Here is a 23,620-nt window from a genome sequence, read left to right on the forward strand (position 1 = left end):
CGGAAGCTGAAGCGGCGTATTATCGACAACTCGACGAGTCCGCCCTGGCGGCATGACTCACACCAAAGAGCCTCCGAGATTCCCGGGGCGGTTCAGTAGATGTTGTCTCCGTACATGACCTTCAGGCTGCCTTTCAGGTTCGGCCGCTTCAAGATAAATCGTGCGTCATTCCAGTACTCGTCGAAGCTGAGGACTTCGCTCACCTGCATCGCGTAGATGAGACGCCCCTTATAGTCGTAAGTACTTTTCGCCCCAGTCCCGACAACCCAGTCTCCTACAGACGCGTGCTTGCGGATCTTCGGCTTGCAAGTCGCCAGAGTGCAGAATCCGAAGAACGGGTTCGGGGCGAAACCAAAGTCACGCGCAACGACGTAAGAGTAGAGCTTCATCAGCAGTTGTACCTTTTGATCGTGTAGTCAGGCACCGAGCGCGGGCTACCTGTCGCAGGGTCGTCGAAGCTGTTGATCTTGCCGTTGATCGCATCGACGACGCGTGCGCTCTGCCAGCCCACGACAGCAGCATCGCCGTGAGTTCGGAGTGCGTCGGGCAGGTCGGCGTCCGTTGCGCCTTGCGCGAACACGCCAACGACGTGCTTGCCCTGCTCAATCGCATACTGGATCTCCCAGTTGACCCAGTCGCTTTGCGCGGTGTTTTGCGTGATGAACACTACCAAGGTGCTAGCCCAGTCAATGCGCGGCTTGAGGTACTTCGCCTTGATGTAGTCGGGATTTTTCGCATTGTTCGGCTTGTCGCTGTTGATTGAGCCGTCGCGCACCGTCATCCCGGCCTTCGAGATGAGGCTCTTCAGCTTCGGCAACATGTCGTCGTCTTTGTGGACGTGAGAGATGAAAATATTCTTCGTGTCCCCCATGCTCATCACTCCGTTCCGCCAGCGGCTGCTGGCTGGCTACATTGCTGTAGCCCGTGAAGGATCAGTTCGACGATGCGCTCGGCCGAGCGCGACGTTGCTAGCTCACGGTTCTCCTCGACGGAGAGCCCGTTTTTGAGCCCCGAAATACCACATGCTTTCAGCTCGGCTGCGATGTTCTCGAACTCGTCCCACGCCACACTGCGGTCAGCGTAAAGCGCCTTCAGCTCGGGCGCATGCGGAAGTGCCTGGTGGTACGCCGAAGTCAGCTCCACGCGTTCGATGCCATCGAGGGCGTCGAACACGAGTCGAGCGCAACCTCCGAACGCACCCACGAGGTAGACCGGTCGCTGGGCGCGAATGCCAAGGAGTGCTTCCTCAAGAACCCCCGGCATGCGCCCCATGTAGGGGGTGTCGGGACGCCCTAGCTTCCCCCCAACGACCACACGCGCACTGAGCTCCTTCGTCTGGTGCTCGCGCATCGAGGTCAGCCCTCTCGACCACGCGAACCGGTGAAGTGCCGTGTCCGATGGAATCTCGACGTCAGGAGCAGCAACAAAGGACGGGTCAATCGCCTCGTCGATGTCAGAAGGCCGGTCGCACCGAAGCATCTCGACGAGAGGGCCGAGGCGAGCTTCATCGCGAACGGAGGCTAGCATCGGCCACGGGAGGTACGTGACGAGTTCGGGCACGGCTTGATCCGTACTCGACGTGCCCCGCAGTTGCTCCACGATCGGGTCACGAACCAGGTCAGCCAGCCGTAGCGTGTAGCCGTCGGAACCGAGGTGACCACCGTAGGCCAACCGAACCCCAGCCACGAGGAGGTAGCGAGAAAGGTCGAGGAGAATCGAGTCTAAGTGCACGGTTCGAAGTCCATAGCGACCTAGATCCTCAGCACCTGAAACCGATAAGGCCACGGTGAGGTTTCGACTGCGAAGATCGTGCTTAAGCGCGTGGCGTTGTAGAGGGGTTTCGACACGTACCCCCGTGCGCTCAAGAACCTCAAGCTCCTCGGGGCCGAGAGGCGGATCCGGGTACAAGATGACCGGCTGCTCCTCCTCTTTGCAATAGTGGACGATCGTCACCAGTTCGGGGCCGGCCGGTAGGATCAGATCTCCCTCATGCTTTCGCTGTTTGAGGCTCTCTTCGGCGTAGGCGTGCCTAAGCACCTCTCGAAGGAGGAGGTCTACAACGCCTTGAGCGTCGTTCGGCTTCCAGCGGATGACTGGCGTGTTACCAGAGTACGGAAAGCGGCGCGTCTCCCGTTCCTGGACTGCGTCGACAATGACAACGGGTCGTTGATAGTGCTTCGCGAGGAGCACCTCCTTACGGCACCAAGAACGCGACGAGTACGAGTCGGTCACGATCGCCAAGAGCGCCGAGTCCTGAACGCCCTGCTCAATCTCACGCGCAAACCGGGAGCCCGTCGAGATATCACCGCTGTCGAACCACATCTTCTCCGGTTGGCTAGCCGTCAGGTGAGAGAGGAGCGTCTTTACGACGCGTGGTTCGTGTTCGAGATCCATCTTCGTGTGGCTGAGGAAGATGGTGGCCGGCGGGGCGTCTTCATTGTCAGGCCGGGGCCGCAGCCGCCGAATCAAAAGATGAACGAGACGTCGCGCGATGAACTTGTGCCGCTCCTCGACTCCGTCGATCGCCCAAGCCCGCAGGAAGTTTGTGTCGTCGAGCCGTTTGTCGATAGGCCACGCGTTTTCCGTGAGCTGCACTGGCATGAAACGGTGACCGGCGGCTTCAGTGAGCGAGCGAAGCTGGGTTGCGTACTCACCCCAGGTCATCCCGTTCTTCGTCGACTTGCGCGCAGCAACCGCCAGCTGGTCATCGGCCAGCAAAACCACGAGCACACGATCGGCCTCGGTCGCAACAGCAGGTTCGGGCGGCTCGCCTGAACCATCATCGGGCGTGAAGGTCGTCGGGATCTGGAGCCCCGGCACCGCAGGGTCAGCGTTTAGCACCTCGTGCAAATACTCCGCTGCGGCAGCCGCCGCTTTCGACGCCGGGTGGAACTCAAACTGGACGAGCAGTGGAAAACGCCGACTCAATCCGCTCATCTCGAACCTCTCTTCGCGCTCAATCGCCACTCCATTGCACCCCATGGGTAGTCGTATGTCGCCCAACGCTGAAGCTAAAGGGCGCGCTTTAGCGCGTCCCATTTGAGTGCTGTAATGGACTCTCCCTGCACCACACTTACCCGCACATCCAGTGTGCATGGTGGAACTCGGAGGGTATCAGCGATGAACAAGCGTATTGCAGTGGATTTGGCCAAGTCCGTTTACCAGGTTGCCGAGAGCGTCCGTGCCGGGCAGGTGAGTCAGCGCAAGCGGCTGAATCGCGAGGCGTTTCGCCGGTATATACAGGACCAGGCGGAACCGGTCGAGTGGCTGATGGAGGCCTGTGGCACCGCGCACTACTGGGGACGCTTCGCCCAATCGCAGGGGCATCGGGTGATCCTGCTGCATGCGCGCTACGTGAAACCCTACCGGCGACGCAACAAGACCGACCGCAACGAGTGCGATGCCATTCTCGAAGCCGCGCGCTGCGCCGATATCCATCCGGTGCCGGTAAAGACGCACGAGCAACAGCAGCTGCAGCAGTTGCACGGCCTGCGCGAAACCTGGAAGAAGAGCCGCACCCAGCGCATCAACCTGCTGCGCGGCATCTTTCGCGAGATGGGGCTCGAGGCGCCGGCTGCGACGGCTGCCTTCCTCCATGCGGCCAATGAACTGGTCGAGTGCCCCGAAGTGGTGGCCCTGCGTGGCCAGCTGCAGATCGTCCTGGCGGAGATCAACCTGTACGAACAATGCATGGTCGAGTGCGAGCAGCAGCTCCAGCGCTGGCACGCCGACGACGCCATCGTGCGCAAGCTGGACGAAGTCAGCGGCATCGGCCTGCTGACCGCCAGCGCCCTGAAAACGGTGGTCGGCCAGCCCGAGCGCTTCGCCAGTGGCCGCCAGCTGAGCGCCTGGCTGGGCATGACGCCCCGCGAGTACAGCAGCGGCAACAGGCGCCGGCTGGGGCAAATCAGTTGCCTGGGAAACACCTACGTGCGCACCCTGCTGATCCACGGAGCGCGAGCAGCCTTGCTGGCGGCGCAGCGGCTGTACTGTCGGACACCGGAGCGTTTGACGCAGCTGCAACGCTGGGCGGTGGCGACGGCGGCGCGGATCGGCCACAACAAGGCGGCCGTGGCGCTGGCCAACAAGCTGGTGCGGATCTGCTGGGCGGTGTGGTGTCGCGAGCGGCGCTTCAGCGGCAACTGGCAGAGCAGCCGGCCCGCCTGACGGCGGGCCTGGGTAACCGGCAGCAGGTTTTTCCCGTGGTTGTGGTGAACAATGACACTGTCGGAACAGGCGAGTCCTGCAGCGGAGCAAGGCCGATAACAATGCTGATCCTGGTGATCGATTGAGCGCTTGGCCCCCGCTGCGCGAACTACAGAATGGCCCGGGCGGCAACGCCCATGAAAGGCCGGATATACGAATGCAACCGCACTGACGACAGGGTTGAAACAGCATTACTCACCACTTGCGGGGAGAGTCCATATACGCCGTGTTAGAGCGTGCGGTCAAGTGCAAACCCTCTTGAGTGATGAACGCACTGATGGCCACGCATAAATGGCTGACGCAACGAAACTGATGGCCAAGCTGGCCAGCCAGAGATAGCAACCGGCATTGATACCGAGGACCTCATTGGCATACTTGTCACGATTCGAGTCAAATCCGAGAGTCTTGATATTATGAAAGTCATGTGCTGCCAAGAGAGCAAGCGCGCCAATTACGGTGCAAAGTCGGGGCGTGGCTTTCATATTAAAGAAGCAGAATATCACTATTGGGTTGGCGAGCCAGGCAGTCATGGCGCTGAAAAGAGTTACCCAGCCCAATAAAAGAGCCTCAATGCCAAATGGCCCCATTCCAAAGCGAATTTGGTATGCGGGAAAGATCAGCGAAGAAATGTAGGCCGCAATGGCACCCTTCCTTAGGAAATCGGCAGTCGAGGTCGGTGACATAGACAATGCGCTCTAACGTGGAGTTCACCTGCAAATGTGTTTTGACGCGCCAAAGGCGCGTCAAAACACATTTGTCAGGTGCAACGAATAGTTATAACTGAAATTGAATTGTTCTGTTATCTAAAAGCCTAAGTATTTGTCCCTCTAATTCTGATCTTGAGTTGACTCGATAATAATTTATGGATCTTGCATCTTTGGGAACAATCCTCGTGTCGTCTACGCATATTAACCACAAATCAGCCTGTTTTGCGTTTAATCGTTCAAGGGCCAACATTAATTCATCGTAGCACCAAGGGCTACAAGCATACTCATTACACCACACTGCAATAAATACAGAGGCTTCTTTTATATTTCTTAGTATTTCTGATGGTATGTCAGCCGATGGTTGAAAGTCATGTTCGTCTCGATAAACAACGTGATTTCGACGGCGCAATATTGTCTCAATATAATCCGCTTCTTGGGGGCGCGATCTGGCGTAACTGATGAAAAACTTAGCTGTGGAACGAAGATTATTTGTGTTTGCAAACCGTTCTAGTATGCGAGATATATTGTGAACCTCAGTGGAATATTTTAAAATAGCAATGTCGGTGCTCAAGAAATCCTTAATAATCCATTGGTTCTTTTCTAAGAAGTTAGATGATGCCCCTTTTATGTGTTCAAGTGGTATAATATTCTTGTTTTTTGTCTCTGCTATTTTTAACAATAGTGATAAAGTTCCATCAACTTTCCCACCTATTGCTATAACGCAAGAACAAGCCTCCAAAGCAGCCAGTTGCGCCAACAGCCAAGAGTAAGTTCTGTTTATCTCTGTCCCATCGACAACAGGTTTACAAGGGAATTTCTGTACGTGTTTTATATTATAGGTTTTTAATAGATGATCTAGAGAGTCACTAATAAACGGAGTGTCTGGATAATAAATATCAATCTTGTTGTTTGTTTTTCTTTCACTGAGTGTTTTTATTGTGAGGTAGTCAGCAGATTCAGGGAATGGGCTACATACAATGAAGTCATGCCCATTTGAAATTAAATCATCCACAACTGATGTCATTGTGGTTTTTAATAATTCAATCTCATCGTCGATGCTTAATCCACTTTCTCCACTGATTCCACCTAGTATAAGTATCTTCATTGTTGAAATATGACGTCGAATGGAAATCGGAGTATTATAACTACTATTAGACACCAACTGGTGCATAACTACCCGAACGGGCGTGGTGGATAACATTCCTGGTCATGCTTGCTCTCCCTGTCTAGATCGCGGGTTTCGTGGTCGTGATGACCGTTTCGGGGAGTTATACACCAATGTTTCCCGCGCCAGTATCCCCATGCCTCGGCCGTAATGGCATCGGCAGGCACTGCGTGTAGCTGGCCAGCACAGCAGGGTAACCAGCGCAGCTATTCGGCGGTGGAGGGGGAGTGTCCTTGGCCTGCCAAGAAAGCTCTGAAAAAGCCCCATTTTCACGAGATTACAAGTCCTGTAAGCCGCATGATTACTGGCTTGTGATTTTCAGAAAAAGTCTTTTTCAGACTATCCCCAAGAGCAGGGCGCAGCGGGCGATGCCATTTGTCGTGTCGAGCCTGTGGACCGCCGGAAAATGATCTTGCCCAGCACTCGTGGGCACGGTTTTAAGCACTCATCCGGAGCTTCGTAGGGCGGGTGAAGCCCGCCGTTTTAGCGTGGGGGCCGGCCGTGTTCGGCTACGTCGCGGCGGTAGGGTGGGTAACGGCGCAGCCTTGTCCACCGTCGCCACAGGTGGAGCATGCTGCGCAGTTTTCCAGCCGGATGGGCGCTTTCCCGTTACGCGGCGCAGCCTTCGGGTATCGCAACGCTCGCCTGCAGGTGGCGCATGCTTTCCTGCAGCGCCGGGCGGATCTCGGCCAGGGCGTGCACGCTCTCGGCGAAGGGCTCGAAGGAGAACGGGCCGCGGTAGCCCAGCTCCAGCAGGCGGCGGATCTGTTCGGCGTTGCCGAGGAGGTCGGCCTCGCCGACCAGCACGCGGTGGCCGTCGCGGATCTCGGCCAGCGAAACCTGGCGGTCCTCGACCCCGGAGATGTGCACGATGCCGGTCAGCTCGGGGAAGAACTCCTGCTCGCCGGCCAGGTGGTGGTGGAAGGTGTCGTGGACCAGGCGGAACACGTCCAGCCCGCCGATGCCCTTGATCGCCTCCACGGCATCGTGCTTGCGGCGCAGCGCGCTGCTTTCGAAGCCCAGCGGCTCGACGAAGCCGAGCAGGCCGTGCTCGCGCAGGATCGGTGCCAGCGCGGTCAGCGCGGTGCGCAGTCCCCGGACCCGTTCGGCGCGGCTGCGCGGGTCGGCCGGGTCGTTCAGCGGGCAGAGCACCAGCCCCTCGGCGCCGCAGGCGCGGGCATAGGCGGCGAGCTTGAGCGCCTGCGCGCGGCGCTCGTTGCTCCACACGTCGAAGGGGTAGAGCGCGTTGATGCTCAGCACGCGGACGCCCTTGGCCCGGCACAGTTCGCGGACCCGTTCGGGCGGCGTGCCGTCCTCGATCTCGTTGCCGGTGAGGTCGTTGCGCAGCTCGATGCTGCCGGTCTTCAGGGCGCGCGCCAGATCGAGAAACTCGGCCAGCGGCAGGCACGGGGCGACGATGCGGTTGAGGGCGAAGGGGAGGGACGGGGTCATTGTTGTTCTCCGTAAGGCTACACGCAGGGGGTTGGGTTACTTCGCGGTCGGCATGCTGAACTCCGGACCCTTGGCGATGCTGTCCGGCCAGCGCTGCATGACACTCTTGTAACGGGTGTAGAAACGGATGCCTTCCTCCCCATAGGCGTGGTGATCGCCGAACAGCGAACGCCTCCAGCCGCCGAAGGAGTGCCAGGCCATGGGCACCGGAATCGGCACGTTGATGCCGACCATGCCCATGCCGGCCTCCGGGTCCACGCCGTTGCGGATGCGCAGGCGGTCGCTGCGCGGCAGCAGCTTCCCGATCAGCGCGTCGGCGGCCTGCTCGAGGCTGGCGTCGGGCATCACGATCCTGTGGCTCCTGGCGCCGCCCTTTCAAGGGCTTGCACTTTCCCCTTGGGCATAGCCCGGGAAGTGGGGTCGATAGCGCTTCGGAGCGAATGTATGCGCGATGCTTCAGGTTTTTCCAATGATCGCAGATACATCTGCCCCCATGGCCTTGCTGGCAAGCAGCCGATGAAGACCTTGAAAGGGCAGCGCCTTCGCCTTCCGCTCGCTGAGCGCCACCCTGAGCCTGTGCCAGGCGCTGTTCATCGCCGTGGCCTACCGTCTGGAGCTCAAGGTCGGGGAAGTCAGCGTGCCGGGCGGCCCGGAGGACGAAGGGTTCGACGGGTATCCCGACTAGCCGGGTGCCGGCCGGCGGTTCCATTCGCGGTTGTTGCGGAATTTTTTTTTCACTAGAGTCGCGGCCCACGACACCGGCCCGACGGGAACGACACAGCTGCCGGCGGCCGCCAGGCGGGGCGTTTTTCCCGTCCGCCCGCGCCTGCCGCCATCGCCGATGGAGGAGGGCGCGTCGATGCCGGCGAACGGATGACAGCCTCGTGGCGTCGAAGGGAACGCGCGCGACCGGCCCCGCGATGGCGATTGTCGCGCGGCATGCGCCGAACCCAGGAATCGCTCGCGCCCGCCGGCCCGCCGGCTAGGGCGCCGAGCCCAGCACAGGACACCCAGGAACATGAAGAGCAAGAGCAGGACCGGCGCGCCGTACAGCGCCCGGCGGATCGGCAATCATCAGCGGCCGCGGGACTGAGGAGACGAGCGATGCGTGGAAAACTGGTCATCGGCAACTGGAAGATGAACGGCAGCCTGGAGGCCAACCGGTGCCTGCTGCAGGAGCTGCTGCCGCCGCTGGCGGCGTTGAAGGGCGTCGGCGTGGCGGTCTGTCCGCCGTTCCCGTACCTGGCGCAGGTCGCCGGCCTGCTGGAAGGCTCCGGCGTGGCGCTGGGCGCACAGAACCTCAATGCCGCCGAGAAGGGCGCCTTCACCGGCGAGGTCGCCGGCGGCATGCTCGGGGAGCTGGGCTGCCGCTACGTGCTGGTCGGTCATTCCGAGCGGCGCAGCCTGTACGGCGAGAGCGACGAACTGGTCGCGGAGAAGTTCGAGGCGGCGCTCGCGGCCGGACTTGTGCCGGTGCTGTGCGTCGGCGAGACCCTGGCGCAGCGTCGCGACGGCAGCACTGAGGCGGTGATCGCCGCGCAGGTGCGGGCGGTGCTGCAGCGGGTCGGCAGTGCCGGGATCGCCGCCGCCGTCGTCGCCTACGAGCCGGTGTGGGCCATCGGCACCGGCGAGACCGCCACGCCCGAGCAGGCCCAGGCGGTGCACCGGCACATCCGCGCGCTGCTCGGCGAGGCCGACGGTGCCCTGGCCGCGGCTACGCCGATCCTCTATGGCGGCAGCGTCAAGGCCGACAACGCCGCCGCGCTGTTCGCCCAGCCGGACATCGACGGCGGGCTGATCGGCGGCGCCTCGCTGGAGGCCGCCTCCTTCCTGGCGATCTGCCAGGCCGCCCGCTAGAGCGGTTTCACGCTACTCGGGCTCAAGGAGTGCCCGGACTTCTCCCCCTCTCCCCAGCCCTCTCCCCTGGGGAGAGGGCGCTGTAGACCACTACACGCGCGTCAGCGAGAGGGAGGGGAGGATGTCAAGACGATGCTGAATGAACTCCGACAGCGTATCGAAAGGGAGGTCTTGAGCCATACGGGACTGGCCATCGGCGGCGTGGATTACGCACAGCCTCCCGGCGATCCCGGCCTGTTCGGGCCGGACTCCGTGTGCTGGCGCATCCATGGGGATTTCACCTCGATGCTGGTCGGCGGCCTGTCCGCGCTGCTGTTGCAGATGCTGCATCCGCTCGCCCTAGCCGGCGTCTGGGCGCACTCCAATTTCCGCCAGGACATGCTCGGCCGGCTGAGGCGCACCGGGCAATTCATCGCCGGCACGACGTTCGCCGGCAAGGACGAGGCGGACCGCCTGATCCGCCGTGTCCGCGAGATCCATGGCCGGGTCAGCGGCGTTGCCGCGGATGGCCGGGCCTATGCCGCCAGCGATCCCCGGCTGCTGACCTGGGTGCATGTCGCCGAGGTCAGAAGCTTTCTGGCCGCGCACCTGAGGTATCTGAACAAGGATTTGTCCCTTGAGCTTCAGGATCGCTACTACCGGGAGACCGCGCGGGTGGCGACCAGTCTGGGCGCGCAGGAGGTGCCGGCATCGTCCCGGGAAGTCGACGTCTATCTCGAGGCCATGCGCGCGGAACTGCGCTGCGACGCCAGAACGCTGGAGGTCTTACGTATTCTGCAGCATGCGCCGACGACGAATGCAGCCGTGCGGGTGTTCTCCGTACAGGCCATGCAGGCGGCGATCGACTTGTTGCCGGATTTCGCCCGGAACCTTTATCCAGAGGTCGGGATGGCCAGGCGTCTAATGGGACGGGCGTTCATAAAAGGCAGTGCGCCGCTGATCCGCTGGGCCGTCCGCGACAACGCCTATTTCCGGGCGCACAAGAGGCTCGGGCTCGTGCCGCCCCGATGACGGCTGGCGGGCCGGAGCGACCGGCCCGCCGAACGGCTACACGGCCGCGGCGCCCTCGCGCGGCGGAGCGGCCTCGGCTTCGGGCGCGACGGCGGGCGAGGCGTCCTCGAAGCGGTCGACCCGGCGCAGCGACCTGAAGCCCCACATCCAGCCGCCCGTCACCGTCAGCGTGCACAGCGCGCCCAGTACCGCCGCCGGCACCGTGCCGAACCAGGCGGCGCTGCTGCCGGCGCGGAACTCGCCCAGCTCGTTGGAAGAGCCGATGAACAGCATGTTCACCGCATTGACCCGCCCGCGCATGGCGTCCGGGGTGGAGAACTGGATCAGCGAGGAGCGGATGTACATGCTGACCATGTCCGCGCCGCCGGCCACCAGCAGGGCCAGGAAGGACAGCCAGAACAGGCTGGACAGGGCGAACACCAGGTTGGCGACGCCGAACAGCGCGACCGCGGCGAACATGGTCAGGCCGACGTGGCGGTCGAAGGGCCGCACGCTCAGCCAGAGGCCGACCAGCACTTCGCCGATGGCCATGGCGCTGCGCAGCGCGCCGAGTCCTTCCGGGCCGACCTGCAGCACCTCCTGGGCGTAGATCGGCAGCAGCGCCACCACGCCGCCGAGCAGCACGGCGAACAGGTCCAAGGAGATGGTGCCGAGGACGATCGGCCGCGAGCGGATGAAGACGATGCCGGCGGTGAAGCGCTCCCAGGCGCTGGCCTCGAGGGTCTTCGGCGGCTCGGCGAAGCGCACCGGCACCCAGCGCAGCAGCCCCAGCCCGAGCAGGAAGCCGGCCATGCACAGCGCATAGCTCAGCGGGCCGCCGCCGAGGGCGTAGAGCCCGCCGCCGAACAGCGGACCGGCGATGGTGGCGCCGCGCATGATCATGCTGTTGGCGGCGATCGCCGCGGCCAGCCGCTCGCGCGGCACGATCTGCGGCAGCAGGCTCTGCAGGGTCGGCCCGGTGAAGGCCCGCGCGCAGCCGAACAGCGCCAGCACGGCATAGATCGCCGCGGTGTTCAGCGTGTCGCCCAGCGACAGCCAGAGCAGCAGGGCGCCGCACAGCGCCTCGACCGCCCAGCTGATGGCGAGGATGCGCTTGCGGTCGAAGCGGTCGATCAGGTCGCCGGCCGGCAGCAACAGCAGCAGCATGGGGATGAACTGGGCCAGGCCGACGCAAGCCAGCGACAGCGGGTCGCGGGTCGCGTCGTAGACCTGCCAGGCCACCACCACGGCCTGGATCTGCAGGGCGCAGACGGCCGCCAGGCGGCCGATCAGGAAGGGCAGGAAGCCGGGATAGCGGTAGATGCTGGAGCCGGCCTCGGAGGAAATCGCGTCGGACACGTCGTTACTCGCAGGCAAGGGTGAAGGGAAGGGCGCCGCCCTGTGCCCCGCCACCTGCAGGCATTCGGTGGGAGCGCCGGTGTTTGTTGCCGCAGGGTGACACCGTCCGGAGCGCTTTCCAACCGGCCGGGGCCAGTCAGTGGGCGATCAGCGACGAGAACCGAGTCGAAATGCCGCATCTCATGAGCCAGGTCAATATTGACAAGCGCAATCGCTGGCTAGATTCGTGTCGTCACTACGCCAAGGAGGGCAACCTCATGCTGATGTCTATCGTTCTTTCCATCGTGTTCGCATGCTTCATCCTGTTCGTGACTGGCCTGTGTTTGGGACGCTGGCTGCGTTCACCGTCCGGCCCGACGCCGAAGACGAATAGGGCGAATGCAGCGGGCCAATGCCCGTTGAGCGGAAACTGCACCTGGCGCGGCCTCCACGATACTGCCGGGGCCGGGCGCTAGGCAGACAGGCGTTCGCCATGGGGCGGGTGTCGGGACAGACCCGGCATCCGCCCTTTTCATTCCGGGGCGGCAGACAGACGTGTGGAGAGAGCGCCAAGCGCATTGGCCGGCAGACCTGATTCGTCGATTCGCAAGGGAGATGGCGCGCTCGGCGGGATTCGAACCCACGACCCCTGCCTTCGGAGGGCAGTACTCTATCCAGCTGAGCTACGAGCGCGTTACGGAGGTGTTCCGGGAGCGGGATTCGGTCGGGCGACCGGTGCCCCTGGAGCAAAGAGGCCATATTTAAGCATTAGCGGCGCGCTTGCACAACCCGGAACGCACGACGCCAATGTTGCGAGCCGGGCGGCGTGGCTGGCGCCGCCCGGCCGCTTTCAGTGGTGAGCCATCGGCATCGGCGTGGGCATGCCGGAGTTCGCCGTGCCCGGCAGGGCGATGCGCACGTTCTGCATCATGCCTTCGTCCTCGTGGTCGAGGATGTGGCAGTGCAGCACGAAGTCGCCGATGTAGCGGCGATAGCGCGAGCGCACGGTGGCGGTGTAGCCCTGCTGGAGAAACAGGGTGTCGCGCCAGGTGCCCTGCAGGTTGGCGTACTGGCTGGGAATGCCGTTGGCATCCGGGACCGGCGCGCCGCTCACCTCGTTGCCCTCGGGGTCCTTCACCGAGACGATCTGGAAGGGGTTCACGTGGATGTGGAAGGGATGGCCGAAGGCGAAGGCGGTCAGCTTCCACTCGTCGACGGCGCCCAGTTCGAGCAGGCGGTCGAGGCGGCCCGGCTCGTAGGGCGAGCTGTTGACCGGCACGGGCTTGCCGCCTTCGCCGGTGCCGATCTCGCCGACCTCGAACAGCGGGGCCTGGCCCGGCGGCAGGACGATCTGGAAGCCGAGGCTGCGATGGTTGGTCACTTCGCTGGCGGCGATGTCGGCGTGCGGGGCGAAGGCGCTCAGCTTGAGGCCGTCGGCCAGGTCGGCGAGCACCTTGTCGCGCACGCTGCCCTGCGGCATGCGCGCCTTGGCGGCGGTTTCCAGCGCCTGGGTCAGCACCGCCTCGGGTGCCTTGGCGGCGGCCGGGCCTTCCACAGTCACGTAGCCGAGCAGCTCGCGCGGGTAGCTTTCGTTGTTGACGCTCTGCTCCGGACGCAGGGTCTCGTCGACGATGCAGTAGGTGCCGGGCTCGGGGAAGACCATCAGCAGGTCCTCGCGATAGCCGGGCTGGAACACCGTGGAGTCGCGCCGGGAGACCGCGCCGCGGGTCAGGCCGTCGCCGGCGACGGCGAACTGCGCCAGCGGCGCGCCGGTACAGGCCTGCTGGATGAACTGCTCGCGGGCCTTCCGACCCTTGCCGGGCTTGCTGGAGGCCTGGGCCGCGTCGAGCTTGCGGAAGCTCAGGCGGATGGAGTCGCGCACCCCGGCGTGGATGAAGCGCCAGCGCTCGACGCTGCCGGCCCTGGCGCCGACCACGTAGGGCTCGACCAGGCCGTTGATCGCGGTGCGCCGGCCGGAGGCGTTCCACTGGGTGCCACCGGTCGGGGTGATGCCGAACTGGCCTTCGTAGCTCTCGATGCCGCCGACGTCGCCCTTGTCGCAGAGCCACTTGCCGTCGGCGTCCTTCTTGATGTTGCCGTCCTTGTCGCGGCAGGTATAGGCGATCTGCTGGAAGACCAGGACGCGTTCGCGGAAGGCCTCGCCGTTGGGCGCGGTCAGCAGGGTGTCGAGGTCGCCGGGGATCAGGCTGCCGTCGTCGCGCGCCTGCGGCAGGCGGTCGCCGCGGATGATCAGCGGGCCGGCCATGCCCGAGGCGACCTGCAGCGCGGTCGCGCCGTGCAGGTGCGGGTGGTACCAGAAGGTGCCGGCCGGGTGGTCGGCCGGCACGTTGTACTCGTACTGGAAATCGACGCCCGGGTCGATCTTCAGCAGCACATTGTCGGAGTTGCCGGACGGGCTCACCCACAGGCCGTGGGTGTGCATGTTGGTGCTGTTGAAGCAGTGCGGGCCGTTGTGCTCGTCGCGCGGCTTGCAGCTCGGGTCGTCCTTGGGGAGCTGGTTGCGCAGGGTCAGGCGGAAGGTCTCGCCCGGCCAGAGTTCCACCTTGGGGCCGACGTAGGGGATCAGCGGGTCGCTGGCCTCGCCCTGGAAGGCGCGCAGGCGCACCGCGTCGTCGCTGTCGGTGTCGGGGTTGTAGATCTTGCCGTCGACGTAGCGGATGGCCAGGTCGTAGAAGACTTCGTTGCCGACGCTGGAGGTCTGCGGACGGGCCTTGAGCGGCGTGGCGGTCATCAGGCTCGGCCCGCTCTTGCCGGCGGCCGCGGGCGCGCCGCGCAGCAGGGCGGCCGGCGGTTCGCGGACGATGCGCGCGGCGGGTACTTCCGCCGCGGCCTGCTGGACGGGGGCGAGCTGGGCGGCGACCCCGAGGGCAAAGGTGGAGGAGAGGGCGAACAGGCGGCCCCGGTGGAGGGTGGTCATGGGCTTCGTTGATCCTTGAATTTCTTCTTCGTCGTCGTGCCGCCGCGGCACGTGCCGTGGGCGGCCTCCTGCCCGACGAAACCGGCTGCCTTTCCGATCGCCGATGCGGATGGCTACCTATTCGGAACGCCAGTTCCAGAGCGGTTTCGCGAGGCTGGCGGATTGTAGGGGAAGCCTTGCGGAGTGCCCATCATGAATGTGTGGGATTGCCTCTGCCCGTCTGCCGCGGCGCAACGATTGTGGGCGAATGGCGAACATCGGGGCGGAAACGGGGCCTTCCGGCCCCGTCGCGTTTCAGTGCTGGTGTCCCGAGCCGCCGTCTTCTCCGCTGCCCGTTTGGGAGATGCGCACGTTCTGCATCATGCCCTGGTCCTCGTGGTCGAGGATGTGGCAGTGCAGCACGAAGTCGCCGGTGTAGCGCCGGTAGCGCGAGCGGATGGTGGCCATGTGGCCTTCCTGCACGAACAGGGTGTCGCGCCAGGTGCCTTGCATGTTGGCGTACTGGCTGGGGATGCCGTCGTCGCCGGGCGTCGGCGCGCCGCTCACCTCGTTGCCCTCGGCGTCCTGCACCGAGAGGATCTGGAAGGGGTTCACGTGGATGTGGAAGGGATGGCCGAAGGAGAAGGAGGTCAGCTTCCACTCCTCGACGGCGCCCAGAGTGAGCTGGCGCTGTACCGCTTCCTGCTCGTAGGGGGCGCTCTCGAAGGGCTCGGGTTCGCCGCTGCTGAAGTCGATCTTGCCGACCTCGAAGCTGGGCGCCTGGCCGGGCGCCAGGACGATCTGGAAGCCGAGGGTGCGGTTGCCGGTCACCTCGTGGGCGGTGATGTCGGTGTGCGGCACGAAGGCGCTCAGCTTGAGGCCGTCGGCCAGGTCGGCGAGCACCTGGTTGCGCACCTTGCCCTGCGGCATGCGTGCCCTGGCCGCGGTTTCCAGCGCCTGGCGCAGGAGTGTCTCGGGGTTCTGGCCGGCGGCCGAGCCTTTCACCTCGACGTAGCCGAGCAGTTCGCGCGGGTAGCTTTCGTGGTTGACGCTCTGCTCGGGGCGCAGGGTTTCGTCGACGATGCAGTAGGTGCCGGCTTCGGGGAAGACCATCAGCAGGTCCTCGCGATAGCCGGGCTGGAGCACCGTCGAATCGCGCTGGGAGACCGCGCTGCGGGTCAGGCCGTCGCCGGCGACGGCGAACTGCGCCAGGGGCGCGCCGGTGCAGGCCTTCTCGATGAAGCGCTGGCGCGCCAGCCGGCTCTTGCCGGGCGCGGCGGAGGCCTGGGCCGGGTCGAGCTTGCGGAAGCTCAGGCGGATGGAGTCGCGTACCCCGGAGTGGATCAGCCGCCAGCGCTCGACGCTGCCGGCCTTGGCGTCGACCACGTAGGGCTCGACCAGGCCGTTGATCGCGGTGCGCCGGCCGGAAGTGTTCCACAGGGTGGTGAGGGTGCCGTCGCCGCGCGGGACGATGCCGAACTGGTCGTAGCGCTCGAGCTCGCCGACGTCGTCTGCGGCGCAGAGCCACTTGCCGTCGGCGTCCTTCTTGATGGTGCCGTCCTGGTTGCGGCAGGCATAGGCGATCTGCTGGAAGAGCAGGGTGCGCTCGCGGAAGGCGCGGCCGCTCGGCTCGACCAGCAGGGTGTCGAGGTCACCGGGGACCAGGCTGCCGTCGCTCTTGGCCTGCGGCAGGCGGTCGCCGCGGATGATCAGCGGGCCGGCCATGCCCGAGGAAACCTGCAGCGCGGTGGTGCCGTGCAGGTGCGAGTGGTACCAGAAGGTGCCGGCCGGGTGGTCGGCCGGCACGTTGAATTCGTACTGGAAGGTGGTCTGCGGGGGGATCTTCAAGTGCACGTTGTCGGAGTTGCCGGCCGGGCTCACCCACAGGCCGTGGGTGTGGATGTTGGTGTTGTTGAAGCAGTGCGGCACGTTGTGGTCATGTTCGCCTTGGGGGCAGCTCGGGTCGTTGTCCGGCAGCTCGTTGTGCAGGGTCAGGCGGAAGGTCTCGCCCGGCCAGAGTTCCACCTTGGGGGCGACATAGGGGGTGGGGGCCTGCGGATCGGCCGCTTCGTCCGCGTAGGCGCGCAGGCGCACGGCATCGTTCTGCCCGGTTTCGGGGTTGTAGATCTTGCCGTCGACGTAGCGGACCGTCAGGTCGTAGAAGACCTCGGGCTGGGAGCCGGAGGTCCGCTGGCGCTCGGCGGAAAGGCGCGGCCCCGGCGTTCCCGGCTCCGGGGGGGCGCCGCGCAGCAGGGCGGCCGGCGGTTCGCGGACGATGCGCGACTCCGCTATCGGGGCGGCGGCGGAGGTGGTCTGGCTGGCGAGGCCGAAGAAGGCGAGGGCCGAGGACAGGGCGAGCAGGCGCCCCGGACTGGTGCAGTTCATGTGCGAGAGTCCCTGGTGTTGTTCTGTCGTCTGCCGCGGTCGCACATCCGGTCCGCGGGCAGGCCCGCCGGCCGGCAGGCGCCCTGCGGCGGCTTCCTGCCTCGGTTGAGTCGCTGATTGCAAGGGTGCTGCACGGAATGCCCGCTACTGCCCGGAATGCCCGTCTCGGCGCGGCTTGGCGAGGCTGTTCGAAGTCTAGTGGAGCGCTCGAAAAGTTCCCTGAAGCCCGACGAAAAGCAGGGGTTCGGCTGCGTGGGTGGCGCCGGGCCTGAGCGAAAATGCCCGCATCCTGCGATGCGGGCATTTTCCCTGTCGCCGCTGTGGTCCTGCCGCGCGGGAGCGCGGAGTCAGACGGGCGTGGCGAACTGGATGTCGCTGTCGGGGTTGAAGCCGGTGACCCCGACCAGGGTCAGCGACCAGCTGTCGTCGCCGGCGATGGTCAGCACGGTGTCGTCGATGGCATCGGTCTGGGCGATGCCGAACAGCTCGTCGAACTGCGCGGCTGGAAGAAGGGGCCTCGCCAACGAAAAACGGGGCCACTCGGGCCCCGTTTTTCGTACTGCGGCTGCGGCTTACTGGCCGGGAATGTCCCGGCTCAGGTGCACCGGCTCCGCCCGCGCGCTGCGCATGCGGATGTTCAGTGCTTCCACCGCCAGCGAGAAGGCCATGGCGAAGTAGACGTAGCCCTTCGGCACGTGCACCTCGAAGCTCTCGGCGATCAGCACGGTGCCGACCACGGTGAGGAACGACAGGGCGAGCAGCTTGAGGCTCGGGTGCTTGTCGATGAAGGCGCTGATGGTGCCGGAGGCGGCCATCATCACCAGCACGGCGACGATGATCGCGGCGACCATCACCGGCACCTGAGAGACCATGCCGACTGCGGTGATCACCGAGTCCAGGGAGAACACGATGTCGATGATGGCGATCTGCACGATGGTGGCAAGGAAGAGCCCACCCTTGCCCTGCGGCGTCTGGTTGGTTTCGTCCTCGCCTTCCAGGCTGTGGAAGATCTCGGTGCTGCTTTTCCACAGCAGGAACAGGCCGCCGAAGAACAGGATCAGGTCGCGCCCGGAGATGCCCTGGCCGAAGACCTGGAAGAGATCGGCGGTCAGGCCCATCACCCAGGAGATCGACAGCAGCAGGAGAATCCTCGTGACCATCGCCAGCGCCAGGCCGAACAGCCGGGTGCGGGCCTGCATCTCCTTCGGCATGCGGCCGACGAGGATGGAGATCATGATGATGTTGTCGATGCCGAGCACGATCTCCAGCGCGGTCAGGGTGAAGAAGGCAACCCAGATCTCCGGGTTGGTCAGCCAGTCCATAAGGGGTCCTCAAATTGTCGGTTGAACGGCCGGCAGCGGGTGACTGTCGGCCGTGGGAGTCTGTACGCGACAGTGTGAAATTTTCGTCAATGCGCCGTTCAGTTGCCGGCTAGCGGAATGACACCCATTGCCAGCGCGGCGAGCATCATCACCACACAGATCAGCGTGGCCAGCTTCAGGGCGAAGCGCTGCAGGTCGCCGAACTCGATCTTCGCCAGGCCTATCAGCAGGTAGGTGGAGGGCACCAGCGGGCTGAGCAGGTGCACCGGCTGGCCGATGATCGAAGCGCGCGCCATTTCTACCGGGGAGATGCCGTACTGCGCGGCGGCTTCGGTGAGCACCGGCAGTACGCCGTAGTAGAAGGCGTCGTTGGACATGAAGAAGGTGAACGGCATGCTCACCAGCGCGGTCACCACGGCCAGATAGGGGCCCATGGACTCCGGAATCATCGCCAGCAGGCTCTTCGACATGGCGTCGACCATCCCGGTGCCGGCGAGGATGCCGGTGAAGATGCCGGCGGCGAAGATCAGCCCGATCACCGCCAGCACGTTGCCGGAATGCGCGGCGATGCGCTCCTTCTGCGCCTTGAGGCAGGGATAGTTGATGATCATGGCGATGCTGAAGGCGATCATGAACAGCACCGGCAGCGGCAGCACGCCGGCGATCAGTGTGCCCATCAGCCCCAGGGTCAGCATGGCGTTGATCAACAGGAGCTTCGGCCGGCGCGCCTCGGGATACTGGGAGACGCTGATCTCGGAATGGTCTTCCGAGCCGTCGTCCAGTTTCAGCTCGCCCAGGCGCGCGCGCTCGCGCTTGCCGTAGAAGTAGGCTATGCCCAGCAGGGCGACCACGGCGGCCACCATGGCCGGGATCATCGGCACGAAGACGTCCGACGGGTCGACGTGCAGGGCGCTGGCGGCGCGGGCAGTGGGGCCGCCCCAGGGGGTCATGTTCATGATCCCGCCGGCGAGGATGATCAGTCCGGCCATGACCACCGGGCTCATGCCGATGCGGCTGTACAGCGGCAGCATGGCGGCGACGCAAATCATGTAGGTGGTGGAGCCATCGCCGTCCATGGAAACGATCAACGCCAGCGCGGCGGTGCCGACGGACACCCGCAGCGGGTCACCCTTGACCATGCGCAGGATCATGCGCACCGGCGGGTCGAACAGCCCCGAGTCGATCATCAGGGCGAAGTAGAGGATGGCGAACATCAGCATCACCCCGGTCGGGGCGAGCTTGGTGATGCCCTGCAGCATCATTGGGCCGATATCGCCGGCGAAACCGCCGAACACGGCGAACAGCACCGGGACGATGATGAGCGCGACCAGCGCCGAGAGGCGCTGGGTCATGATCAGGTACATGAAGGTCAAGACCTTCGAGAAGCCGAGGAAAGTCAGCATGACGAGTACTCCGGAAGCAGGGAAAGGACGCGCGGGTCAGCGCGGGGAGGTCGACGGGCTGGGCGACGGCTGGGCGTGGTCGGACGAACGCGGGATGAGGTGCATGGCAATCTCCACTCATTATTTTTGTCGGGCAGGCCGGTCTGATGCCGGCGCTGGCGGTGGATGCTACGCAGCCAAACTTTCAGTGAGCTTTCGTTGGAAAAAAGCATCGATCATGTAGCTAAATAAGGTAATTCCCCGACTAAGCCGGGGGACTCCTTGAGGTTTGACCGTGTGATACGGTCATCGGGAGCCTTCTGTCTCGACCAAGAGATAGGCGGTACCCGATGAGAGACTATCAGAGTCTCGCGCACACGAAGTGGGACTGTAAGTACCACGTTGTTTTCATCCCGAAAAGGCGCAAAAAGGCGATCTTCGGGGCAATTCGCAAGCACCTTGGCGAACTGTTGCATGAGTTGGCGAGGCAGAGGGAGTGCCGGAGAGTGGAGGGCCATTTGATGCCTGACCATGTCCACATGTGCATCAGCATCCCGCCCAAGCACTCGGTGTCGTATGTGGTGGGCTACATCAAGGGCAAGAGTGCGATTTCGATAGCTCGGCGTTTCATGGGAAAGGCGAAGAACTTCACGGGTGAGAATTTCTGGGCTCGGGGATATTTCGTTTCAACCGTGGGGCTGGACGAGGAGGTGGTACGTGCATACATCCGGAACCAGGAAAAGCATCCGCCGTCCTCGATTTCGCGCGACGCCATCGGCGGCGCCGGGCACGACTTCCGTGTCGACCACAGGGGGCAGGATGGGCCTGTTCGCGGGTGTCGGCCTCTCCTGGCGCCGCGCGAGGCGGCGCCAGGCCGCTTACTCGAGCGCCCCGCGCACGACCGCGGCGACCCGCTCGACGTCTTCGTCGGGCATCTCCGGATAGAGCGGCAGCGACAGGCAGCGTGCCGCGGCCGCTTCCGCAACCGGCAGGGAAAGCCCGGCGCCGTACGCCGCGAAGGCGGGCTGGCGGTGGAGAGGCAGCGGATAATAGATGGCGCATTCGATGCCGGCCGCGGCGAGCGCCTCCATCACTCGCTCGCGTGCCGTGCAGCGCACCGTGTATTGGTGATAGACGTGCTCGCCGTGCTCATCCGCCTGGGGAGTCTCCAGCGGCAGCCCGGCCAGCAGCGCGTCGTAGCGATGCGCGATGCGCCGGCGCCCGGCATTGAAGCGGTCGATGTGCCGCAGCTTGACGCGCAGGATCGCGGCCTGGAGCTCGTCCAGGCGACTGTTGAAGCCGATCAGGTCGTGGTGGTAGCGCGCCGCCGAGCCGTGATTGCGCAGCGTCCTCAGCCTGTCGGCCATTGCCGGGCAGGAGGTGGTCACCAGCCCGCCGTCCCCGTAGCAGCCGAGGTTCTTGCTGGGAAAGAAGCTGAAGCATCCGAACGCGCCGATGGCGCCCGTGTGCCGTCCCTGTACGCGCGCGCCGAAGGACTGCGCGCAATCCTCCACCAAGAGGATCCCGCGTGCCGCACACAGCTCGCCGAGCGCGGCCATGTCCGCGGGCCGGCCGAAGAGATGCACGGGAATGACCGCCGCCGTGCGCGGCGTCAGGGCCGCTTCCATCCGCGCCATGTCGATGTTGAGGCTGTGCGGGTCGATGTCGACGAACACCGGCGTGGCCCCCGCCTGCACCACGGCTTCCGCGGTCGCGGCGAAGGTGAACGCGGTGGTGATCACCTCGGCGCCTGGTCCGATGCCCGCCGCGGTGAGCGCGAGCTGCAGCGCATCGGTGCCCGACGCGCAGCCGACGGCGTGGGCGACGCCCAGGTAGGCGGCCACCTCCTGCTCGAACTGCCGCACGTTGGGGCCGAGCACGAAGTGGCCCTCCTGGAGCACGCTTGCGATTGCGCCGTCGATCTCGTCCTTGAGGCTCGCATACTGGCTCTTGAGATCGACCATCGGGATGGTTCGTGTCATCGGTACGCTGTCCGCATGGTCGTTCAGGTGGTGCTGCCGAGCTGTGGCGCGTTGTCCTCCACCAGCCGGGCGATGCGGATCGCCGTCGCCAGCGCCTGCTGCCCCTCTTCGCCGGAAACGGCGACCGGTGCGCCATGCTGTACGGAGCGCAGGAATGCCTCGATCTGGGCGCGCAGCGCGTCGTGCTCGTCGAATGAGCGCTCCTCGCAGGCGATTCGCTCGCCCCCGCTCGCCGTGTGGCCGTGCAGACGGCATTCGGCCAGGCGCCGATGCTGGAAGTCGATGGAGAAGTAGGCATTGCGCAGGAAGAGGCGCATCTTGCGCTCGGTCTTCGTGCTCACCCGGCTGGAGGTGATGTTCGCGATGCAGCCGTTGCAGAATTCGAGGCGGGCGTTGGCGATGTCGATCGATTGCGAGAGCACCTTGGCACCGCTCGCCTGCACCGTGCGCAGCGGCGAACGCACCACGTTCAGGACGATGTCGAGGTCGTGGATCATGAGATCCAGCACAACGTCCACGTCGGTGGCGCGGGACTTGTACGGCGACAGGCGATGGGCCTCGATGAAGAGCGGCTCCATCTCCCGGTCGGCCAGTTCCGCGAGTGCCGCATTGAAGCGCTCCAGATGTCCCACCTGGAACACCACGTCCTGCCTGCGGGCGATCCGGTTGAGCTCGGCGGCCTCTTCGAGGTTGCTAGCGATGGGCTTCTCCAGCAGCACGTGAATGCCGTGCTCCAGAAACGCCCGGGCCACTTCGAAGTGCTGCGCCGTAGGCACGGCGATGCTGACCGCCTCGACCCGCCCGAGCAGCGCCTGGTAGTCCGTCACCGCCTCGCAAGCGCATTCGGCCGCCACGTGCGCGGCCCTGTCGCGGTCCCGGTCGGCCACCGCGACGAGCGCGGCGTTGGTGGCTGCGGCGTACTTCTGGGCGTGAAACCTGCCGATATGGCCCACCCCCACGACCGCGCAGCGGGTAACTGGCATCCTTGATCCTCGCGTTGCCCGAGTCGCCAAAGCCCTTGGCCGAAAGGGCCGTGTGCACCCGTCGCCTCTTCCCTTTGGTGATGACGCCAAGACCAATGCGATGAAGTGGAATGGCGGCGATGCTCCTTGCGGTGCGCAAGCCGTTTCGGCCGGAGTCGCTTGCTGTCTGTTCCATCACTCTAGTCGGCTGGCCGGCTGGTCGCCGGGTGTGGACAGGACAATTCTGCATCCGGCATGGCGAAAAGCCGCCGCTTGGGCGCGTCGTCATGGCGACATGTCGCCACTTTCGGCCGCCTGCCTGTGTCGCTTTCCTTTCACAGCATGCCGCCGGTGCGTCGCGACGAGCCCGGCGAGCCGCTCTGCATCCTGACGCTTCTGCGCTCATTCCAGCGGGACAAGGGCGGTGTAGCCGGCCCGGCATGCCGATTGCTGTGGGCTTGTCCAGCGAGCACGTCCGTGCCCGGCAGCCCCTCGCGGGCTGCCGCCTCGCCGAAGCCGCGTCCGGCGGCTCGATCCCGGCGGCTCGATCATCGCAATGAACGACAAAACAATAAGGAAGCGTTCATGTCCGGCCCGATCGCCCAGATTCCCCGTCCGCACTCCGTGTATCGCACTTGCCGCTCCCGTTCCGGCGGCCCCGGCGCGGCGTCATTTCCCTTCCAGGCCCCGGCACTCCGCCCGCAGAGGGCAGCCGTTCCGCCACCCTCGCCGCGGGCTGGCGGCTAGCGGCCGTCGGCAGCCCCACCGCAAGGCTCTGGCGCAAGGCTCCTTGCCGGCTGGCCCGACGGGCCGGCCGGCAAGCGACGGGGAAAACCCGCATGCGGTAGCGGTTTCCCCACGACAACAAGAAGCACCGCGCATCATCCATCCAGGAGACGAAAACAACATGCACAAGACGCTACTCGCCCAGGGCGTGGCCCTGTCCGCGCTGGGC

17 protein-coding genes, 1 tRNA gene and 3 pseudogenes are annotated in these 23,620 nt (G+C 64.6%); 5 read left to right on the forward strand and 16 right to left on the reverse strand.

Annotated features, from left to right (window positions below):
* Positions 1-92 precede the first annotated feature (92 nt).
* Genes EV691_RS20605 through EV691_RS20615 form a run of 3 tightly spaced genes read right to left on the reverse strand, consistent with a single transcriptional unit; the run spans position 93 to position 2,967 of the window.
* Positions 93-389 (reverse strand): Nmad2 family putative nucleotide modification protein, encoded by a 297-nt coding sequence (locus EV691_RS20605; protein WP_131300440.1) that lies wholly within the window; start codon positions 387-389, stop codon positions 93-95.
* The gene (locus tag EV691_RS20610; RefSeq protein ID WP_242672608.1) at positions 389-877 is read right to left on the reverse strand and encodes a TIR domain-containing protein; all 489 of its coding nucleotides are present in this window, start codon (positions 875-877) and stop codon (positions 389-391) included. The genes EV691_RS20605 and EV691_RS20610 overlap by 1 nt, the downstream gene beginning before the upstream one ends.
* Positions 877-2,967, reverse strand: a complete 2,091-nt coding sequence (locus EV691_RS20615; protein WP_165496592.1) for a TIR domain-containing protein — start codon at positions 2,965-2,967, stop codon at positions 877-879. Before EV691_RS20615 ends, EV691_RS20610 begins: the two co-directional genes overlap by 1 nt.
* Positions 2,968-3,120: 153 nt before the next feature.
* On the opposite strand from EV691_RS20615, the gene EV691_RS20620 reads away from it, so the two are divergent.
* Positions 3,121-4,167 (forward strand): IS110 family RNA-guided transposase, encoded by a 1,047-nt coding sequence (locus tag EV691_RS20620; RefSeq protein WP_131300444.1) that lies wholly within the window; start codon positions 3,121-3,123, stop codon positions 4,165-4,167.
* 281 nt (positions 4,168-4,448) lie between these two features.
* Here EV691_RS20620 and EV691_RS20625 read toward each other — a convergent pair whose 3' ends face one another.
* The 4 genes and pseudogenes from EV691_RS20625 to EV691_RS24320 form a co-directional block, all read right to left on the reverse strand.
* Positions 4,449-4,889 carry a hypothetical protein gene (locus EV691_RS20625; RefSeq protein ID WP_131300445.1) on the reverse strand — a complete coding sequence of 147 codons (441 nt, stop codon included), beginning with the start codon at positions 4,887-4,889 and terminating at the stop codon, positions 4,449-4,451.
* Between the two features lie 91 nt (positions 4,890-4,980).
* Entirely contained in the window at positions 4,981-6,114 is a 1,134-nt protein-coding gene (locus EV691_RS20630) for a toll/interleukin-1 receptor domain-containing protein (RefSeq protein WP_131300447.1), read from the reverse strand.
* Between the two features lie 573 nt (positions 6,115-6,687).
* Positions 6,688-7,530 carry a TIM barrel protein gene (locus EV691_RS20635; RefSeq protein WP_131300449.1) on the reverse strand — a complete coding sequence of 281 codons (843 nt, stop codon included), beginning with the start codon at positions 7,528-7,530 and terminating at the stop codon, positions 6,688-6,690.
* A gap of 36 nt (positions 7,531-7,566) precedes the next feature.
* A pseudogene (locus EV691_RS24320) lies at positions 7,567-7,770 on the reverse strand (aldehyde dehydrogenase family protein); the annotation flags it as partial.
* 289 nt (positions 7,771-8,059) lie between these two features.
* Between EV691_RS24320 and EV691_RS24000 the strand changes: the two are divergent.
* From EV691_RS24000 to EV691_RS20650, 3 genes and pseudogenes are all read left to right on the forward strand, one after another.
* Positions 8,060-8,215, forward strand: a pseudogene (locus EV691_RS24000) (MurR/RpiR family transcriptional regulator); the annotation flags it as partial.
* A gap of 419 nt (positions 8,216-8,634) precedes the next feature.
* Positions 8,635-9,387 carry a triose-phosphate isomerase gene (tpiA, locus tag EV691_RS20645; RefSeq protein ID WP_039801104.1) on the forward strand — a complete coding sequence of 251 codons (753 nt, stop codon included), beginning with the start codon at positions 8,635-8,637 and terminating at the stop codon, positions 9,385-9,387.
* Between the two features lie 135 nt (positions 9,388-9,522).
* A complete protein-coding gene (locus EV691_RS20650) occupies positions 9,523-10,398 on the forward strand; it encodes an oxygenase MpaB family protein (protein ID WP_131300466.1) in 876 nt (291 codons plus the stop codon).
* Positions 10,399-10,434: 36 nt separating this feature from the next.
* Here EV691_RS20650 and EV691_RS20655 read toward each other — a convergent pair whose 3' ends face one another.
* The 7 genes from EV691_RS20655 to EV691_RS20680 form a co-directional block, all read right to left on the reverse strand.
* The gene (locus tag EV691_RS20655) at positions 10,435-11,736 is read right to left on the reverse strand and encodes an MFS transporter (RefSeq protein ID WP_377802395.1); all 1,302 of its coding nucleotides are present in this window, start codon (positions 11,734-11,736) and stop codon (positions 10,435-10,437) included.
* 595 nt (positions 11,737-12,331) lie between these two features.
* Positions 12,332-12,408, reverse strand: a tRNA-Arg gene (locus tag EV691_RS20660).
* Between the two features lie 157 nt (positions 12,409-12,565).
* Positions 12,566-14,653: a multicopper oxidase family protein gene (locus tag EV691_RS20665; RefSeq protein ID WP_131300450.1), complete on the reverse strand. Its 2,088-nt coding sequence runs from the start codon at positions 14,651-14,653 to the stop codon at positions 12,566-12,568.
* Positions 14,654-14,947: 294 nt separating this feature from the next.
* On the reverse strand, positions 14,948-17,017 hold the full coding sequence (locus EV691_RS20670) for a multicopper oxidase family protein (RefSeq protein ID WP_131300452.1): 2,070 nt from the start codon (positions 17,015-17,017) through the stop codon (positions 14,948-14,950).
* A 347-nt stretch (positions 17,018-17,364) separates the two neighbouring features.
* A complete protein-coding gene (locus EV691_RS23475; RefSeq protein WP_165496594.1) occupies positions 17,365-17,541 on the reverse strand; it encodes a hypothetical protein in 177 nt (58 codons plus the stop codon).
* 48 nt (positions 17,542-17,589) lie between these two features.
* Positions 17,590-18,339, reverse strand: coding sequence for a TerC family protein (locus tag EV691_RS20675; RefSeq protein ID WP_131300454.1), 750 nt, complete (start codon positions 18,337-18,339; stop codon positions 17,590-17,592).
* A 98-nt stretch (positions 18,340-18,437) separates the two neighbouring features.
* The gene (locus tag EV691_RS20680) at positions 18,438-19,742 is read right to left on the reverse strand and encodes a CitMHS family transporter (protein ID WP_131300456.1); all 1,305 of its coding nucleotides are present in this window, start codon (positions 19,740-19,742) and stop codon (positions 18,438-18,440) included.
* Positions 19,743-20,071: 329 nt separating this feature from the next.
* On the opposite strand from EV691_RS20680, the pseudogene tnpA reads away from it, so the two are divergent.
* A pseudogene (gene tnpA / locus EV691_RS20685) lies at positions 20,072-20,464 on the forward strand (IS200/IS605 family transposase); the annotation flags it as partial.
* 135 nt (positions 20,465-20,599) lie between these two features.
* Here the strand turns inward: tnpA and EV691_RS20690 are convergent.
* Positions 20,600-21,685 (reverse strand): DegT/DnrJ/EryC1/StrS family aminotransferase, encoded by a 1,086-nt coding sequence (locus EV691_RS20690; RefSeq protein ID WP_131300458.1) that lies wholly within the window; start codon positions 21,683-21,685, stop codon positions 20,600-20,602.
* 41 nt (positions 21,686-21,726) lie between these two features.
* On the reverse strand, positions 21,727-22,686 hold the full coding sequence (locus tag EV691_RS20695; protein WP_131300460.1) for a Gfo/Idh/MocA family protein: 960 nt from the start codon (positions 22,684-22,686) through the stop codon (positions 21,727-21,729).
* Positions 22,687-23,620 lie beyond the last annotated feature (934 nt).

Source organism: Azotobacter chroococcum, from assembly GCF_004339665.1.
Taxonomy (GTDB): domain Bacteria; phylum Pseudomonadota; class Gammaproteobacteria; order Pseudomonadales; family Pseudomonadaceae; genus Azotobacter; species Azotobacter chroococcum.